The 16,616-nt window shown below is 62.8% G+C and carries 16 protein-coding genes; 9 read left to right on the top strand and 7 right to left on the bottom strand.

The genetic code is table 11. The features are described from left to right. Positions 1-192: 192 nt before the first annotated feature. Positions 193-1,263: an enoyl-CoA hydratase/isomerase family protein gene (locus ACSSU5_RS22700; RefSeq protein WP_264313498.1), complete on the top strand. Its 1,071-nt coding sequence runs from the start codon at positions 193-195 to the stop codon at positions 1,261-1,263. Positions 1,264-1,279: 16 nt separating this feature from the next. After that, positions 1,280-2,431, top strand: a complete 1,152-nt coding sequence (locus tag ACSSU5_RS22695; protein WP_264313499.1) for an acyl-CoA dehydrogenase family protein — start codon at positions 1,280-1,282, stop codon at positions 2,429-2,431. A 113-nt stretch (positions 2,432-2,544) separates the two neighbouring features. Here the strand turns inward: ACSSU5_RS22695 and ACSSU5_RS22690 are convergent, their stop codons facing one another. Beyond that, positions 2,545-3,477 carry a LysR family transcriptional regulator gene (locus ACSSU5_RS22690; RefSeq protein ID WP_264313500.1) on the bottom strand — a complete coding sequence of 311 codons (933 nt, stop codon included), beginning with the start codon at positions 3,475-3,477 and terminating at the stop codon, positions 2,545-2,547. A gap of 125 nt (positions 3,478-3,602) precedes the next feature. Between ACSSU5_RS22690 and ACSSU5_RS22685 the strand changes: the two genes are divergently transcribed. Further along, positions 3,603-3,869, top strand: coding sequence for a DUF2790 domain-containing protein (locus ACSSU5_RS22685; RefSeq protein WP_264313501.1), 267 nt, complete (start codon positions 3,603-3,605; stop codon positions 3,867-3,869). A 1-nt stretch (position 3,870) separates the two neighbouring features. Here the strand turns inward: ACSSU5_RS22685 and ACSSU5_RS22680 are convergent, their stop codons facing one another. Together ACSSU5_RS22680 and ACSSU5_RS22675 are read right to left on the bottom strand one after the other, a co-directional pair. Beyond that, positions 3,871-4,566 (bottom strand): tRNA (adenine(22)-N(1))-methyltransferase, encoded by a 696-nt coding sequence (locus tag ACSSU5_RS22680; protein ID WP_264313502.1) that lies wholly within the window; start codon positions 4,564-4,566, stop codon positions 3,871-3,873. A gap of 100 nt (positions 4,567-4,666) precedes the next feature. Beyond that, positions 4,667-5,713: a class I SAM-dependent methyltransferase gene (locus tag ACSSU5_RS22675; protein ID WP_264313503.1), complete on the bottom strand. Its 1,047-nt coding sequence runs from the start codon at positions 5,711-5,713 to the stop codon at positions 4,667-4,669. 254 nt (positions 5,714-5,967) lie between these two features. Here ACSSU5_RS22675 and ACSSU5_RS22670 point away from each other — a divergent pair, with 254 nt between their 5' ends. Both ACSSU5_RS22670 and ACSSU5_RS22665 read left to right on the top strand, forming a co-directional pair. Continuing rightward, positions 5,968-6,528, top strand: a complete 561-nt coding sequence (locus ACSSU5_RS22670; RefSeq protein WP_264313504.1) for a hypothetical protein — start codon at positions 5,968-5,970, stop codon at positions 6,526-6,528. Further along, complete coding sequence (locus ACSSU5_RS22665; protein ID WP_492559864.1) at positions 6,518-6,715, top strand: hypothetical protein; 198 nt, start codon at positions 6,518-6,520, stop codon at positions 6,713-6,715. The genes ACSSU5_RS22670 and ACSSU5_RS22665 overlap by 11 nt, the downstream gene beginning before the upstream one ends. A gap of 112 nt (positions 6,716-6,827) precedes the next feature. Here the strand turns inward: ACSSU5_RS22665 and mqo are convergent, their stop codons facing one another. After that, positions 6,828-8,417: a malate dehydrogenase (quinone) gene (mqo, locus tag ACSSU5_RS22660; protein ID WP_264313506.1), complete on the bottom strand. Its 1,590-nt coding sequence runs from the start codon at positions 8,415-8,417 to the stop codon at positions 6,828-6,830. 159 nt (positions 8,418-8,576) lie between these two features. Here mqo and ACSSU5_RS22655 point away from each other — a divergent pair, with 159 nt between their 5' ends. Both ACSSU5_RS22655 and ACSSU5_RS22650 read left to right on the top strand, forming a co-directional pair. Further along, the gene (locus tag ACSSU5_RS22655; RefSeq protein WP_492559863.1) at positions 8,577-9,779 is read left to right on the top strand and encodes a putative DNA modification/repair radical SAM protein; all 1,203 of its coding nucleotides are present in this window, start codon (positions 8,577-8,579) and stop codon (positions 9,777-9,779) included. Between the two features lie 8 nt (positions 9,780-9,787). Further along, a complete protein-coding gene (locus tag ACSSU5_RS22650) occupies positions 9,788-10,654 on the top strand; it encodes a TIGR03915 family putative DNA repair protein (RefSeq protein WP_492559862.1) in 867 nt (288 codons plus the stop codon). Positions 10,655-10,683: 29 nt separating this feature from the next. Here the strand turns inward: ACSSU5_RS22650 and ACSSU5_RS22645 are convergent, their stop codons facing one another. The 3 genes from ACSSU5_RS22645 to ACSSU5_RS22635 all read right to left on the bottom strand — a co-directional run bounded on the left by ACSSU5_RS22645 (position 10,684) and on the right by ACSSU5_RS22635 (position 13,391). Beyond that, the gene (locus ACSSU5_RS22645; RefSeq protein WP_264313511.1) at positions 10,684-11,655 is read right to left on the bottom strand and encodes a 5-oxoprolinase subunit C family protein; all 972 of its coding nucleotides are present in this window, start codon (positions 11,653-11,655) and stop codon (positions 10,684-10,686) included. Further along, positions 11,652-12,539 carry a 5-oxoprolinase subunit B family protein gene (locus ACSSU5_RS22640; protein WP_492559861.1) on the bottom strand — a complete coding sequence of 296 codons (888 nt, stop codon included), beginning with the start codon at positions 12,537-12,539 and terminating at the stop codon, positions 11,652-11,654. Before ACSSU5_RS22640 ends, ACSSU5_RS22645 begins: the two co-directional genes overlap by 4 nt. A gap of 93 nt (positions 12,540-12,632) precedes the next feature. Next, positions 12,633-13,391, bottom strand: a complete 759-nt coding sequence (locus ACSSU5_RS22635) for a 5-oxoprolinase subunit PxpA (protein WP_492561350.1) — start codon at positions 13,389-13,391, stop codon at positions 12,633-12,635. Positions 13,392-13,511: 120 nt separating this feature from the next. Here ACSSU5_RS22635 and ACSSU5_RS22630 point away from each other — a divergent pair, with 120 nt between their 5' ends. After that, positions 13,512-14,429: a LysR family transcriptional regulator gene (locus ACSSU5_RS22630; protein WP_264313513.1), complete on the top strand. Its 918-nt coding sequence runs from the start codon at positions 13,512-13,514 to the stop codon at positions 14,427-14,429. 101 nt (positions 14,430-14,530) lie between these two features. After that, entirely contained in the window at positions 14,531-16,597 is a 2,067-nt protein-coding gene (gene treS, locus ACSSU5_RS22625) for a maltose alpha-D-glucosyltransferase (RefSeq protein WP_492559860.1), read from the top strand. Positions 16,598-16,616: the final 19 nt, after the last annotated feature.

The raw sequence follows: 16,616 nt of genomic DNA, 5'->3' as shown, positions 1-16,616 counted from the left end.
TGTAGGGCGTGATATTAGTGGCGCTCGATCTCATAGGCGCTGCAAGGCTCAGCCTATGCACAAGGCAAAAATGCAGAACACCCCTGCAGATTTACCGATTGTGCACGACAAATTCGCATGCCAGGATCCAGCGATCCTCCAGCGAACTCCAGACTTCACTTGTAAAATCAATAACAAAGCAGGGAGAACGCGATGACCGCGCACGCTCACACTTCGGCAACGGATCATGTCTTGGCCGAGGTCCGTAACCAGATTGGCCACCTCACCCTCAACCGCCCCGCCGGCCTCAATGCCCTCACCCTGGACATGGTGCGCAGCCTGCGCCAGCATTTCGACCAGTGGGCCGAAGACCCTCACGTGCACGCGGTGGTATTACGTGGCGAAGGGCCTAAAGGGTTCTGCGCCGGTGGCGATATCCGCTCGCTGCATGACAGCTATAAAAACGGTGACCACCTGCACGAAGACTTCTTCGTCGAGGAATACGCGCTCGACCTGTGCATCCATCACTACCGTAAACCGGTACTGGTGCTGATGGACGGTTTCACCCTCGGCGGTGGCATGGGCCTGGCCCAGGGCTGTGACCTGCGTGTGGTCACCGAGCGCAGCCGGCTGGGTATGCCGGAGGTCGGTATCGGCTATTTCCCGGACGTGGGCGGCAGCTATTTCCTCCCACGCATCCCAGGTGAACTGGGCATCTACCTCGGCGTTACCGGCCACCAGGTGCAGGCTGCCGATGCCCTCTACTGCGGGCTGGCCGACTGGTACGTGAGCAGCGACACATTGCCCGCCCTTGACCAGGGCCTGGATCAACTAGCCTTCGGCGACAACCCGCTCAAGGACCTGCAAAGCCTGCTGGCCACGTTGGGCACCCAGGTGCTGGACGACGCGCCACTGCAGAAGCTGCGCCCGGTCATTGACCATTTCTTCGCCCTCCCCGACCTGCCGGCGATCATCGAGCAACTGCGCGCCGTAAGCCTCGGCGACAGCCACCAATGGGCCCTGGCCACCGCCGACCAGCTGGAAAGCCGCTCGCCACTGGCCATGGCGGTTACCCTGGAGATGCTGCGCCGCGGCCGCCACCTGGCGCTTGAGGCGTGCTTTGCCATGGAACTGCACCTGGACCGCCAGTGGTTCCAGCACGGCGACATCATCGAGGGTGTACGCGCCCTGATCATCGACAAGGACAAACAGCCTCGCTGGAACCCGCCGACCCTGGCCGGGCTCGAGCGTCAGCGGGTCGACCAATTCTTCGAAGGCCTGTGAGCCCGGGAGTACACAGATGCAAGACCTCGAACTGAGCGAAGAGCAGATCATGATCCGCGACATGGCCCGGGATTTTTCCCGTGGCGAAATCGCGCCCCATGCCCAGGCCTGGGAAAAGGCCGGCTGGATCGATGATGGCGTGGTACGCAAGATGGGCGAGCTGGGCCTGCTCGGCATGGTGGTGCCGGAAGACTTTGGCGGCAGCTACACCGATTACGTCGCCTATGCCCTGGCGGTGGAAGAAATCGCTGCTGGCTGCGGCGCCACCGGGGCGATGATGAGCATCCACAACTCGGTCGGCTGCGGCCCGTTGCTGGCCTATGGCACTGCCGAACAACAGCAGGCCTGGTTGCCGCGCCTGGCCACGGGCGAGGTGATTGGCTGCTTCTGCCTGACCGAGCCGCAAGCCGGCTCTGAGGCGCACAACCTGCGCACCCGTGCCGAGCTGGTGGATGGCGAATGGGTGATCAATGGCGCCAAGCAATTTGTCAGCAACGCCCGTCGGGCGGGCCTGGCGATCGTCTTTGCGGTGACCGACCCGGAATTGGGCAAGAAAGGCCTGTCGGCCTTCCTGGTACCTACCGACAACCCAGGGTTCAAGGTTGATCGCAGTGAGCACAAGATGGGTATCAAGGCTTCCGACACCTGCGCGGTGACCCTCGACAACTGCCGCATCCCTGCCGCCAACCTACTCGGTGAACGCGGCAAGGGGCTGGCCATCGCCCTGTCCAACCTCGAAGGCGGGCGTATCGGCATTGCCGCGCAAGCGTTGGGCATCGCGCGCGCCGCGTTCGAAGCCGCGCTGGCCTACTCCCGCGACCGGGTGCAGTTCGGCAAGCCGATCAACGAACACCAGAGCATTGCCAACCTGCTGGCCGACATGCAGGTCCAGGTCAATGCCGCACGCCTGCTGATCCTGCATGCGGCGCGCTTGCGCAGTGCTGGCAAGCCGTGCCTGTCGGAGGCGTCCCAGGCCAAGCTGTTCGCTTCGGAAATGGCCGAGCGGGTGTGTTCCATGGCCATCCAGGTGCATGGTGGCTATGGCTACCTGGAGGATTACCCGGTGGAACGCCACTACCGCGACGCACGGATCACGCAGATCTATGAGGGTTCGAGCGAGATCCAGCGGATGTTGATTGCGCGGGAGCTCAAGCACTATCCGCTGTAGTTGCTGGGTAACACGGCCCCGCGAAGGGCGCGCGCGGTGTATGGCACCGGCTTCGCCGGTGTTCGCCGGGCAAGCCCGCTCCCACAGGTTTAAGCCGGCTTTAGAAACACACCTCAACGCCAATAACGCGCATCATCCACTGTCCGCGCATGCCCCTCGAACAGCGCGGGCAGTTGTTCCTTGAGGTAGTCGATCCAGGTTCGCACTTTGGCATCCAGGTAGTGCCGTGACGGATAGATCGCATACAGCGCGCACTCGCGCAAGCGATACGGGGCCAACAGCCGGCGCAGACGCCCCTGCTCGATCGCCTGGCTGGCGGTGTAGAACGGCAGCAGGCCAATGCCCATGCCCAGCTCGCTGGCCACCAGCATGGCGTCGGCCACATTGGTGAGGAAGCTGTCGCGCGGTGCGATCACGCAATGATCGACACCTTGGGGGAATACCCAGTCCCCCTCATACATCGGATACGCCATGCGCAGGCAACGATGTTCATGCAGGTCTTCCGGCCGCTCGGGGACACCAAAGGTCTCCAGGTAACTAGGCGCCGCACAGGGGATGCTGAAGATGTTGCCCAACGGCACGGCGATCAATTGCGAATCCGGCAAAGCCCCGTCCACGGTGATCACCACGTCATGCCCTTCGGCCAAGGGGTCGGGGTTGCGCTGGGACAGGGTCAACTCGACCACCACGTCCGGGCACAGCGCGTTGTAGCCAGCCACCAGCGGCATCAGCAGCAGGCCCAGGCCATGCGGGCAATGCAGGCGCAAGCGGCCACGGGGCGTGAGGTGCGCGCCTCGCGCTTCGCCTACGGCTTCTTCGGTCAGCAGCATGATTTGTCGCGCGCGCTCAAGAAAGCGTTCGCCCGCCTCGCTCATGCGCAAGCGGCGCGTGGTGCGGTGCAGCAGGCGGGTCTGTAGCTGGTTCTCAAGCTCGGCAACGATGCGCGACACCTGCGCCGCAGAAATGTCCAAGGCATTGGCGGCCGCAGCGAAGCTGCCGCACTCCACCACACGGGCGAAGGTACGCATGGCATGCAGCATGTCCATGAAGGGTGTGCTCCTTGATCGGTCTTATTCTTACGTTCCAGGCAGGAATCTATCACGGCTTAGCCCATTTATTGTGGATCACCAATGAATACATCATTGGTAAAACATTGAAGAAGGCGCCTGCCATGAAACGTTCGATCGCTGTCCTTGCCGTTGCCGCTACCCTCGCCTCGTTCGGCGCCGTTGCCGACGCGGGCACAAACCAGCCGGTCGCCAGCAGTGGTAACTACGAGTACGGCATGCCGCTGGATGTCGCCAAAGTCATCTCCATCACCCCTGCCAGCAACGCAGCCGATTGCCAGGTAGGCACCGCACACATGGTGTATGTCGACCATCAGGGCCGTACCCGAGAGGTCAACTACCGGGAGATGGGTAACTGCTCGCAGCAATGAGTCAGGCCAGTACCTGGGTGATCCAGGTAATCTGCCGGTCGAAATCGCGGCGCTTTTCCTCGGGGATCGCATCCCGGGCGCGCTCGAAGTTGGCCAAGGTCTGCTGCTTCTGGCGCAGCATGCGCTGCCATTTGGTCACGAACGCCGGCACTTTGTCGCGCATCAAAAGCGGGCCGAAGTACAGCTCTTCGGCGGTATAGGCCACTGCCTCACTGGGTTCGGCGACGATGATTTCGTAGTCGAAACGGTTCTCCCGCAACAATTCTTCGCTGACGATCCGATAGCCATTGTCCATCAGCCAGCCGCGCAGCGCGCACTCGCCGCCGTTGGGTTGCAGGATCAGGCGCTCACTGCCGCTCAAGCGATGCTTGCCACGTTCGAGAATCTCGCACATGGTGTCGCCGCCCATGCCGCAGAGGCTGACGACCGAAATCCGGTCGCCCATTTCGATCGCTTCCAGCCCATCGGCCAGGCGAATGGTGATATGTGCCTCCAGGCCGTTGCGGCGCACGTTGCGCTGGGCCGAGGCAAAGGGCGTGTGCGCCACCTCGCCGGCCACACCGGCTTCGATGGCGCCACGCAGCATCAATGCCACCGGCAGATAACCGTGGTCCGAGCCGATATCGGCCAGGCGCGCGCCCTGTGGCACATGCGCCGCCACGCGCTCCAGGCGCATGGAAAGTGTCTGTTCGTTCAACGTAAGCCCCTTCTCGACAACCGGGCGCGATTCTGACGATCAGGGCGCGGCATTACAATGCGTAAAAGCCCAACGGCTCAGGTTGCGGCAAGGGCGGCCGCTATTTACGTGCTTCCAGTATCAGGTTGAACGGCGTTTGCGTGGCACGCCGAAACCGCGTGAACCCCGCCTCCTCGAACACTGCCCGCAAGCGCGCTTCCCCGGCTTGGGCGCCGAGCCCCAGCCCCACCTCCTGAGACAGTGAGTTTGGCGTGCAGATAAACGTCGACGCCGCGTAGAACAAGCGCCCGACCGGCGTCAGGTTGCCCTCCAGCGAGTCCTCGGCAAACGGTTCCACCAGCATTACCGTCCCGTCGCTCTTCAGGGCGCGGTAAGCATGCCGTGCAGCACCCACCGGGTCGCCCATGTCGTGCAAGCAATCGAAGAAACACACCAGGTCATGGTCGTGGCCCGGATAGTCCTTGGCGGTAGCCTGCTGGAAACTCACCCTGGCACCCAAGCCCGCCTCATCAGCACGCTGGTTGGCAGTCGCGATGGATGGCCCGTGATAGTCGTAGCCGAAGAAGGTCGAGGCCTCAAAGGCCTGTGCCATGACCAACGTCGAGGCGCCATGGCCACAGCCCACATCGGCCACCTTGGCACCGGCTTGCAGCTTGGCCACCACGCCATCCAACGCCGGCAGCCACTCAGGCACCAAAAACGTTCGATAACCCGGCCGGAAGAACCGTTCGGTGCCGCTGAACATGCATGGATGATGGTCCCCCCAGGCCAGCCCACCGTCGCCACGCATGGCTGCGACCAGCTTGTCCTTGTCGTGAAACAGCGCCGCCACCACCGCTGCGCCACCGGCCATGTAGGCCGGAGAATCTTCCAGCGCCAGGGCCATGGCCTGCTCTTCGGGCAGCACGAAACTACCCTTGTCGTGGACCATGTAGCCTGACGCTGCTTGGGCATTGAGCCATTCCCGTACCAGCCGTGGGTGGCAGCCGGTCTTTGTCGCGAGCGCCTCGGCGGTCGTCGGCTGGCTGTCAGCCATCGCCCGGTACAACCCGAGTTCGTCGCCCAGGATGACATTGGCCAGGGTCGCTGCAGCGCCCATGTCACCCACCAGTTTGCCCATGAATTCGTGAAGCCTTGCCTCGTCCATGACCTGCCCTCCTCTGCAAGAAGGCCACCGTCGACGGGGGAAGTCCGGGTCCGAGGGGGCGGTGGTCGTTGGAATGGAAAGCGCGCCGCGCCACCAACGCGACGGGCTGTTTGTAAGTTTAGATGACCCTATTTCGGCAGAGAAGGATTTGGACTACGTCAATCGTCGAGAACCCAAAACAGGTTCTCGGCCCCTTCTGATGAGCTTCAGCAATAGCATCAAATGCTTGATAACGTGTGGTGAAGCGATTGCACATGGACGATGAAAAACAGGCCGCCCTCATTGGTTTCAAACAAGCCGCTCGTGGGCAGATAGGCCTTGAAAACAATCACAAGAACATCAAGCTGAATAAACGGTTAACAGTCGAGGAAATAGATGATAGAGCAATTGAAGCCCATGAGTGTTGGCATCCCAATCCTCACGACTTTGGCTGGAGTCGTGTTCTGCAATGGAAACGCCGGCGTGCTCATGCACACGCGCTGGACATTGCCATATGGCATGACAATTCCCTCGCGGGCCTTTGCTGGGCCTCGCCACTAGGTAGCAAGGAAAAGATCATGGTGCTCTACCTTCAGCGAAACCCGGACGATCGCCTGGCAACAAGAGGATACATAGCGCCCTTGTGCATGAGCGGCGTCCGTTTCTACGCCCTTCTACTTGGGTTGAAATGGGTTGTGGTGAAAGACCCACTTCCTGAAGCTCGTGTTGCCTACCAAAAGGAGGGTTTCCGGCAGGTAAAAGGTATCGGGCTTGCCTACGACCTGCGTGGTGACTATGCTGCGCTCAACCATGAGGAAATCCGTGATGTCGACTAAAAGCAGCGACTTCAGCGAATCTATAGCTCATTTCAGGGCAATTGCTGACGCAAAGCTCGCACGTCTGCGTGAGTCGGCGCAATACGACAGCTTCCTGACTGAAGAGGCAATCGAAGCGTTCGCCAAGGTCGAGGGGTCTGTCTACGCGGGCACTTCAGGAAAGCGTCGCAAGTACTCGCCTACCTGATCCACGCTCCAGCGCCTTTTCGCCAAGGTCTGCCGAGCTTATTTAAGGTCGTACGCAGCCCTGTAAAAGCGGCCGCATACGCCTGCGACAGCAACGGTCCCGAGCGCTTGAATCAAGGCGTCACTGCCTGGGTTTCACCACCCGACGGCGGATTCAGCTGCAGCACTTCATTGGTATACGTCCACTCCTGCTGCACCCTGTCCGGATGCTCGTTCAGGCGAATGCCATAAGACGGCACGATTTGCTTGATCTTCGCCTGCCAGGCCGCCGACGCCACTTTGTCCTTGAACACCTTGTTCAACACATCCAGCATGATCGGAGGCGCGGTCGAAGCACCCGGTGAAGCCCCAAGCAGCCCCGCGATGCTGCCGTCCTTGGACGTGACCACTTCGGTACCCAGTTTGAGCACACCGCCCTGGGCCTCGTCCTTCTTGATGATCTGCACCCGCTGGCCGGCTTGCCACAGCCGCCAGTCTTCTTTCTTGGCCTCGGGGAAGTAGGTGCGCAACGCTTCGAAGCGGTCATCGTCCGACTGCAAAACCTGACCGACCAGGTACTGCACCAGATCGAACTCGCGTACCCCTACCCTGACCATCGGCCAGGCGTTGTGAACACTGGCGCTGGCGAACAGGTCGAGCAAGGAGCCCTGCTTGAGGAACTTGGTCGAGAAGGTTGCGAACGGCCCGAACAGGATCATGCGTTTGCCATCCAGGACACGGGTATCCAGGTGGGGTACCGACATCGGCGGTGCGCCGGTCGCAGCAATACCGTAGGCCTTGGCCATATGGCGCTGGGCAATGGCCGGGTTATCGGTTACCAGGAACGACCCTCCGACCGGGAAGCCGGCATAGTCTTTGGCTTCATCGATGCCGGACTTCTGCAACAGGGGCAGCGCCGCGCCACCGGCACCGATGAACAGGAACTTGGCATCAGTGGCAGCCTGGCTGCCATCCTTCAAGTTCTTGTACTCGACATGCCAGGAGCCGTCGTCGTTGCGGGTGATGTCCTGGACCTCGGTCGACAGCTTGAGGTCGAAGTTCGGCCGGGTCTGCAGGTAGCCCACGTACTGCCGGGTGATCTCACCAAAGTTGACGTCGGTGCCGATTGGCGTCCAGGTCACGGCCAGTTTCTGGTTGGGGTCGCGCCCTTCCATCATCAGCGGCACCCATTTGCGGATCTGTTCGTGGTCTTCGGAATACTGCATGGGCTTGAACAGCGGGCTGGCTTGCAACGCCTCATAGCGCTTTTTCAGGAAGCGGATGTTGTCGTCGCCCCAGACAAAGCTCATGTGCGGCGTGGTGTTGATAAACGAATGGGGGTTCTTCAATACCCCCTGCTTGACCTGCCAGGCGAGAAATTGACGGGTAACCTGGAACGACTCGTTGATCTCCACTGCCTTGCTGATGTCGATCTTGCCATCTTTCTCTGGCGTGTAGTTCAACTCTGCCAACGCCGAATGGCCGGTACCGGCGTTGTTCCAGCCGTTGGAGCTTTCTTCGGCGACCTTGTCCAGGCGTTCAACCATCTCCATCGACCAGCCTGGCTCCAATTCGTTGAGCCAGACGGCCAGGGTCGAACTCATGATGCCACCGCCCACCAGCAGTACATCGACCTTTTTGGTTTCAGCCGCCTGGGCATTGAGCATGCCCATAGCCAGCGCCAGCCCCGCCAGCACTCGCTTCGCATCGATCGTGATTTTCATGTCCTCTCCCGCGCGCCTCGTTACTGTCCGTAAAGCCCAGCACAAGCTTAGCTGAGGGATTTACTGGGATACTGATTCCCCAGTCACCCATCGATGGGGCTTGCAATCAAGGCACTCTCAAAATACTGTATGAATATTCAGTATTCCGAGTCAGTCTCCATGCAGCTCATCGCCAAACTCGGCATTCTTGCCGACGCAGCCAAGTACGATGCTTCCTGTGCCAGCAGCGGCGCCCCCAAGCGCAGCTCGCGGGGCGGCGACGGCCTGGGCGCCACCGACGGCATGGGGATCTGCCACAGCTACACCCCCGACGGGCGCTGTGTGTCGCTGCTCAAGGTGTTGCTGACCAACTTCTGCCTTTACGATTGCCAGTACTGCGTCAACCGCCGCTCCAGCAACGTGCCACGGGCGCGCTTTACCCCAGAGGAAGTCGTGCGCCTGACCCTCGACTTCTACCGGCGCAACTGCATCAGCGGCCTGTTTCTCAGTTCTGGCATCATCCGCTCGGCCGACTACACCATGGAACAACTGATCCGTGTGGCACGGCTGCTGCGCGACGAGCACAACTTCCGCGGCTACATCCACCTCAAGACCATACCGGATGCCGACCCGCTGCTGATCGAGGAAGCCGGGCGCCTGGCCGACCGCCTGAGCGTCAACATCGAGCTGCCGACTGATGCCAGCCTCAAGCGCCTGGCACCTGAGAAACACGCGCACACCATCCGTCAGGCCATGGCGGTCATCCACCATGGCCAGCAGGCCGTGGCCAACGAACCCAAGGCGCCGCGCTTTACCCCGGCCGGGCAAAGCACCCAGGTCATCGTCGGCGCTGACGCCACCGACGACAGCACCCTGCTGCGCAATGCCGAGTCGTTGTACCAAGGCTACGGTCTCAAGCGCGTGTACTACTCGGCCTTCAGCCCGATCCCCGACAGCCCAGGCAGCGTGCCCCTAGCGGCGCCACCGCTGCTACGCGAACACCGCCTGTACCAGGCGGACTTCCTGTTGCGTGGCTATGGCTACAAGGCCGGCGAACTGCTGGGCCACAGCGGTAACCTGGCACTGGACATCGACCCTAAGCTTGCGTGGGCACTGGCCAATCGTGAAGTCTTCCCGCTGGATGTGAACCGCGCTGAACCGGCCTTGCTGGCACGTATCCCAGGCATCGGCCTGCGCAGCGTGCAGCGCCTGGTGGCGCTGCGGCGGGAACGGCGCATCCGCTACGACGACCTGATCCAGCTACGCTGCGTGCTGGACAAGGCCCGCCCGTTCATCGTCACCAGTGATTACCGCCCGGCCCAGGCCGAGCTGCGCACCGGCCTGCTGCGCGAACGCCTACGCGAACCGCAGGCGCCGGTGTAAATGGGGTTGTGGGGATGATCGCACTCGATTGCGATGATTGCTTCACGACCTGGCGTGACCAAGCCCGCGTGCTGCTCGGCCATGGCATCGACCCGGCCGAGGTGACATGGTCGCAAGGCCCGATCGCTGATCTGCTGGCCGTGCCGGCACCGCTGCCCGAGGGCCCCGGCCCATTTCGCGGCAAAGTGCCGGCGGCGTTACTGAACCATCTGGAACAGGCCGCTCGCTATCGCGGCGAGCAACGCTGGAACCTGCTCTACGAAGTGCTTTGGCGTGTGGCCCATGGGGACCGCACCGCCATGCTTGCCGGCGATCGTCTGGGCAGCGAATTGCACCGGCGCATCAAACAGGTCAGCCGTGAAGCGCATCATCTGCATGCCTTCGTGCGCTTCGTGCCATTACCCGAAACGTTGGCCGAACGACTGCAGTTGGACCTGGTCGCCTATCACGAACCCGCGCACGACATCCTGCACAGTGCCAGTGCGCATTTCGCCGACCGCCTGGGCCGCCAACGCTGGTTGATCGCCACCCCCAATGATGGCATCCGCTTCGACGGCCAGGCCTTCGACTATCGGCGCCACTGCCCCGAGGACTGGCGGCAATGGGCACGTAACGCAGACGACCCCGGCGCCGAACTGTGGCGCACCTACTATCGCCACACCTTCAACCCCGCCCGCCTCAACCCGGACGCGCTGCGCCTGCACATGCCAGGGCGGTTCTGGCGGCATTTGCCGGAGGGGATGCTGATACCGCAGCTTGAAGGCTTGGCACGGCAGGGTAAACAGCGGGATGGGCAGGCGGTGGAAGTGGCCGCACAGCGCGGTAAGCGGATCAACGAGAACGGCCAGAGAACACTTGGGCCCTCTGACCGATAATGGCCATGTAGTCTTTTCGGCCTGGAAGCTCAAGCAAACAGCCGAGCCAGCCACCCCAGCTTCTTCTTGTACGACCGCCGCGCCTCCAACGCCTGCTCCAGGCTCACCGCCAAAAACCGTGCCTGTTGGTTGGGCTGCATCTGCCCGATCAGGTCCAGGTCGGCACTGATCACCGTGCCGATCATGGCGTACCCGCCTCCGGACACCGCATCGCGGTGCAGAATGATCGGCTCCAGCCCTGCCGGTACCTGGATCGAACCGATCGGGTAACAGCTGTCGACGATGTTCGACGGGTCCGAGCCTGCGCCAAACGGCTGCTCACGCGGCTGGAAACTCAATGCGCTGCCGCCTTTGTAGCGGTAGCCGATACGGTCCGCCTCGGAGCCGACCGTCCATGCCTCGGTAAAGAAGCTTTGCGCCGCCGCAGCGGTCAGGCGATGAAAATACAACCCTGGGACCACCCGCAATACCACCTCGCCACCCAGTGACTGTCGCAAGGCCATCGGCAGGCTCGCACCGGCTCGTGTCTTGCCGCTGGGCACACCGACCGGCAGCACATCGCCCGCCAGCAACTTGCGCCCCTGGTGCCCACCCAAGGCCCCCAATGCGTAAGTAGATCGGCTGCCAAGCACCTCGGGTACGTCGATACCCCCGGCGACGGCCAGGTATGCCCGGGCGCCTGCCGTTGGGAAGCCGAAACGCAGTACCTGCCCTGCCCTGACCGCGAACGCGGTGTCGGGGCGCTGCTCACGGCCGTCGAGCAATGCCGGCATCTGCGCGCCGCATACCGCCACCAGTGCATCGTGCTGGAACTCAAGTTCCGGGCCCACCAGCGCGCATTCAAGCCCTGCGGCGCCTGCCGGGTTGCCGACCAGGTGGTTGGCTGCGCTCAACGCGTACTGGTCGAGCGCCCCGGACGGCGGGATGCCCAGGTGGTAGTAACCCTCGCGGCCCAGGTCCTGTACCGAGGTGGCCAGGCCGGGTTTGAGTACCTTGATCATGCCAGCACCTCCTGCAGCGTCTTGGGGTATCCGACCGGGTCGGCGAGGAAGGCATCCAGGGAAAACGCCACCGGACGAATGCGCAGGTTGAAGCAGCCGTCTTCGACATCCGCCACGGCCTGGTCATAGGCTCGGCGGTCGATTGGCTTGAACTGCACGATGTCTCCGGGGCGGAAGAACACCATGTGCTCCGTGAGGTAGGCCAGGGTCTGCTGGGGGTCGTAGATCGGCGCCGGGGTGACACCGAACATTTGGTAGCCGCCAGCCCCACGCACCGAGTAGATGCAACCGAAGCAGCCGCCATGGCCAAGGGTCAGCTTGGGTGTGTCGGTACGCGGGCGCAGGTATTTGGGCACCTGCAACTGCCGCTCGCGCTCGACCATCTGGAACATGAACGGCAGGCCGGCGACAAAACCCACCATCGACACGAACCAGGGCGCGCCACTGTGGGCGGCGATGAACGCCTCGACATCGGCAAGGCCGTTGACCCGCGCCGCATACTCAAGGTCGGTGCTGCTCGGGTCCTGGTGGCGATCACGAAAGCGCATCAGGGTTTCGTGGGTCCAGGGGTCGTTGTACAGCACCGGGATTTCGATGATGCGGGTGTGCAGCGAGCGCTCGGCCACCGCGTCTGCCTCGGCGCCGCGTACTGCTTCGAGCAGCGTCTCGGGGGCAATGCGGTCAGGGTCGAAGCGGATCTGGAACGACGCGTTGGCCAGGCATACATCGAGTACGCCATCCAGGCCGAGCCGCTCCACCGCGCGGGTGACGGCCATGCCCTTGAAAAAGGCCTCCAGCGACATGCTGTCACTGACTTCGGCAAACAGGTGCTCGTCGGCACCGAAGCTGTAGCGGATCGGGGTAGAAGCAACCGGCTCGGCCATGACTGTTCCTTTTCTTGGAATCTTTATAGAAAGGCAGGCGAAAACAACTCCATGCAGCGGCCCCGGCTTAGCTGCGCCGGGTGCCGGTAACACTCATCGTGGCGTGCGTACCTCGATACCAGCCTGATCCAGCGCCTGGCGCGTGGCCTCGACCAAGTCGAGCGCGCCCGGGGTATCGCTGTGCAGGCAGATGGAATCGAACGCGATGGCCAGGTCCTGCCCTTCGACCGTGCGCACCAGGCCTTGCTGGCAAGCCCGCAGCACGCGCTCGGCGACGGCCTTGGGGTCATGGCCGCGCACGTTGCGGGTAAACACGATGGAGCCGCTCATATCGTACTCGCGGTCGGCATAGAACTCGCGGATCACCGGCTGCCCGAGTTCCTGGGCAATGCGGCAGATCACCGAACCCGGCATGCAATACAACAGCAACTGCGGTTCGATCACGCGCAGGTTCTGCACCAGCAGCCGGGCAGCATCCTCGTCGCGCGCCAGGTGCATGTACAACGCGCCGTGGGGCTTGATGTGCTGCAACGTCACCCCTTGGGCACGGGCGATTTCACGCAGTGCACCCAGCTGGTAGAGCATGTCGTCGACCAGTTCCTGGGCCGGCGCATTGATGTGTCGGCGGCCGAAACCGACCAGGTCACGAAAGCCTGGGTGTGCGCCGACCGCTACGCCTAGTGCCTTGGCCCGCTCGACGGTGCGGCGCATGGTGCCGGGATCGCCGGCATGGAAGCCGGTGGCGATGTTGGCCGAGCTAATAAAGGCCATCAGCTCGTTGTCGACGCCATCACCGATGGTCCACGGGCCGAAGCCCTCACCCATGTCCGAATTGAAATCCACCACCTGCATGAACGTATCTCCTGGTGCTTGTGACTGCATGCAAGCCACGTTAGATTCTCTGTACCCCCTTGGGTAGATCTATAAACAGATAGGGTGTCTTCTGAAAATCAGATACACCAGGAGCCTACCGTGTCTCTGACCCTGCGCCAGGTCCGCTACTTCGTTGCCACCGCCGAGATCGGCCAGATCTCCCAGGCGGCAATCCACCTGAACATTTCCCAATCGGCGGTGACCACGGCGATCAAGGAGCTGGAGGCGATGCTTGGCGTGCTGCTGTTCCAGCGCTCGGCCCAGGGCATGAGCCTGACCGAGGCCGGTCGGCATTTTCTCAACCGCGCCTATGTGGTGTTGCGCAGTGTCGACGACGCGCTGAACAGCCCGCTGCCGGACGGGCGCGCCAGCGGCCTGCTGCGCCTGGCTGCAAGCTATACCGTGATTGGCTACTTCTTGCCGCACCACCTGCAACGCCTCGAACACTGGCACCCTGACGTAACCCTGGAAGTGCATGAGCAGGAGCGCAGCGCCATTGAGCAAGGCCTGTTGGAGGGCCGCTTCGACATGGCCGTGGTGCTCACCGCCAACCTCACCCACCCGGATATCGTTTCGGAAACGCTGTTCAACTCCGAGCGCCGACTGTGGCTGCCCGGCCATCATCCGCTGTGCGAGCGTTCTGCGGTGAGCCTGGCCGATGTGGCCAGCGAACCGTTCATTCTGCTGACCGTGGATGAGGCCGAGCAAAGCGCCATGCGTTATTGGGAGCTGGCCGGGCAGCGGCCCAGCGTACGCGTGCGGACCAGTTCGGTAGAGGCCGTGCGCAGCATGGTTGCCAATGGCAGCGGTGTGGCGATCCTCTCCGACCTGGTGCACAGGCCTTGGTCGCTGGAAGGCAAGCGCATCGAGACGGTGACCATCAGCGACCCAGTGACGCCAATGAGCGTGGGCCTGGCCTGGCATCGGGAACGGGCCTTCAGCCCGGCCATGCAGGCGTTGCGCAACTACTTCCACAGTGCGTTTCTGGCACCGCAGCAGCTGTCGGCGCGGCGTTGAGCCGTGGGGCTGATGTGCGGCCCAATCGCTGGCAAGGCGAACGTTCCGCCTGCAACGCCGTCATAACTGTGGCCGGTGCCGACACGCAGAGAGGACGCGAGATGACCCAACCAGACCCGTCATACATCCAGTGGCTCGAAGACCGTTCCATGCTCAAGGCCTCCCAGGAGCGGGCCCGCCTGTATTCGGGGCAATCGCGCCTGTGGCAAAACCCCTACGCCGAAGCCCAGCCCCGCCGCGCGACCGAAATCGCCTCGGTGTGGCTCACCGTCTATCCCGACGCCATCATTGCCCCCGATGATTGCTCGGTGCTCGCCGCCCTGGCCCACGAGGCGCTGTGGCGGCGCTTGTCGGAGATCGGCATACAAGGCGTGCACACCGGCCCCATCAAGCAGTCCGGCGGGGTGCGCGGGCACGCATTCACCCCCAGCGTGGACGGCAATTTCGACCGCATCAGCTTCGACATCGACCCGCTCTACGGCAGCGAACAGGAGCTGATCCAGATGAGCCGCATGGCCGCTGCGCACAACGCCGTGACCATCGATGACCTGATCCCCTCGCACACCGGCAAAGGTGCTGACTTTCGCCTGGCTGAGCTGGCCCACGGCGCCTACCCTGGGCTCTACCACATGGTCGAAGTGCGCGAAGAAGACTGGCTGCTGCTGCCCGAGGTGCCAGCAGGCCGCGATGCGGTCAACTTGCTGCCGGCGGTGTGCGACGAACTCAAGGCCCGCCATTACATCGTCGGCCAGTTGCAGCGGGTGATCTTCTTCGAGCCTGGGGTCAAGGAGACCGACTGGAGCGTCACCCCGCCCATTACCGGCGTCGATGGCAAGACAAGGCGGTGGGTGTACCTGCACTACTTCAAGGAAGGCCAGCCGTCACTCAACTGGCTCGACCCGACCTTCGCCGCCCAACAAATGATCATCGGTGATGCCCTGCATGCGCTGGACTGCCTTGGCGCACGGGGCCTGCGCCTGGACGCCAACGGTTTTCTCGGGGTAGAAACCTGCCTCAATGCCACCGCCTGGTCCGAAAGCCACCCCCTGTCGATCGTCGGCAACCAGCTGATGGGCGGCATGATTCGCAAGGCGGGTGGCTTCAGCTTTCAGGAGCTCAACCTTACGATCGACGACATTGCCCAAATGTCCAAGGGTGGCGCCGATCTGTCCTACGACTTCATCACCCGCCCGGCCTACCAGCACGCGCTGCTGACCGGCGACACCGAGTTCCTGCGCCTGATGCTCAAGGAAATGCACGCGTTCGGCATCGACCCGGCCTCCTTGATCCATGCCCTGCAGAACCATGATGAGCTGACCGTCGAGCTGGTGCATTTCTGGACCCTGCATGCCCACGACATGTACCTGTACAAAGGCCAGACCCTGCCCGGCAACATCCTGCGCGAGCACATTCGCGAAGAAATTTATGAACGCCTGTCTGGCGAACATGCCCCCTACAACCTGCGGTTCGTCACCAATGGCATCAGTTGCACCACCGCCAGCCTGATCACCGCAGCCCTCGGGATTCGCGACCTTGAGCAGATCGACACAGCGGATATCGAGCGCATCCAGAAAATTCACCTCCTGCTGGTGATGTACAACGCCATGCAGCCCGGCGTGGTGGCGCTGTCTGGCTGGGACCTGGTCGGCGCCCTGCCCTTGCCTGCCGAGGCGGTGGCAGAGCGGATGCTCGATGGCGACACCCGTTGGATCCACCGTGGCGGCTACGACCTGGCCGGGCTCGCCCCCGACGCCGAGGCGTCAGTACGCGGCATGCCCCGGGCGCGGGCGCTCTATGGCAGCCTCGACAGCCAGCTGGAAAACAGCGACTCGTTTGCCAGCAAGGTGAAGAAGCTGTTGGCCGTGCGCCAGGCCTACGGCATCGCCACCAGCCGCCAGGTGCTGGTGCCCGAGGTCAGTAGCCCTGGGTTGCTGGTGATGGTGCATGAGCTGCCGGCGGGGCGCGGCATCCAGATCAGCGCGCTGAATTTTGGCCAGGAAGCGATCGCCGAGGAGCTGCACTTGACCGGCTTCACACCGGGACCGGTGGTGGACATGATCAACGAGACGGTCGAGGGAGACTTGACCGAGGATGGGCGGCTGATGGTGAGCCTGGAGCCGTACGAGGCGCTGTGCCTGCGCATTGTGAACAGCAGCGGGCATGTCTGAGGGGTAGCGCCCGCCTTGC

Source organism: Pseudomonas sp. E1MeOHC2, from assembly GCF_058745025.1.
This window is presented reverse-complemented; position numbering and strand designations above follow the sequence as displayed.

Excerpts from the sequence above, each read along its gene's own strand:
- ACSSU5_RS22700 (WP_264313498.1), top strand. The coding sequence starts at position 193 with ATGACCGCGCACGCTCACACTTCGGCAACGGATCATGTCTTGGCCGAG.
- ACSSU5_RS22695 (WP_264313499.1), top strand. The coding sequence starts at position 1,280 with ATGCAAGACCTCGAACTGAGCGAAGAGCAGATCATGATCCGCGACATG.
- ACSSU5_RS22690 (WP_264313500.1), bottom strand. The coding sequence starts at position 3,477 with ATGGACATGCTGCATGCCATGCGTACCTTCGCCCGTGTGGTGGAGTGC.
- ACSSU5_RS22685 (WP_264313501.1), top strand. The coding sequence starts at position 3,603 with ATGAAACGTTCGATCGCTGTCCTTGCCGTTGCCGCTACCCTCGCCTCG.
- ACSSU5_RS22675 (WP_264313503.1), bottom strand. The coding sequence starts at position 5,713 with ATGGACGAGGCAAGGCTTCACGAATTCATGGGCAAACTGGTGGGTGAC.
- ACSSU5_RS22670 (WP_264313504.1), top strand. The coding sequence starts at position 5,968 with ATGGACGATGAAAAACAGGCCGCCCTCATTGGTTTCAAACAAGCCGCT.
- ACSSU5_RS22665 (WP_492559864.1), top strand. The coding sequence starts at position 6,518 with ATGTCGACTAAAAGCAGCGACTTCAGCGAATCTATAGCTCATTTCAGG.
- mqo (WP_264313506.1), bottom strand. The coding sequence starts at position 8,417 with ATGAAAATCACGATCGATGCGAAGCGAGTGCTGGCGGGGCTGGCGCTG.
- ACSSU5_RS22655 (WP_492559863.1), top strand. The coding sequence starts at position 8,577 with ATGCAGCTCATCGCCAAACTCGGCATTCTTGCCGACGCAGCCAAGTAC.
- ACSSU5_RS22645 (WP_264313511.1), bottom strand. The coding sequence starts at position 11,655 with ATGATCAAGGTACTCAAACCCGGCCTGGCCACCTCGGTACAGGACCTG.
- ACSSU5_RS22640 (WP_492559861.1), bottom strand. The coding sequence starts at position 12,539 with ATGGCCGAGCCGGTTGCTTCTACCCCGATCCGCTACAGCTTCGGTGCC.
- ACSSU5_RS22635 (WP_492561350.1), bottom strand. The coding sequence starts at position 13,391 with ATGCAGGTGGTGGATTTCAATTCGGACATGGGTGAGGGCTTCGGCCCG.
- treS (WP_492559860.1), top strand. The coding sequence starts at position 14,531 with ATGACCCAACCAGACCCGTCATACATCCAGTGGCTCGAAGACCGTTCC.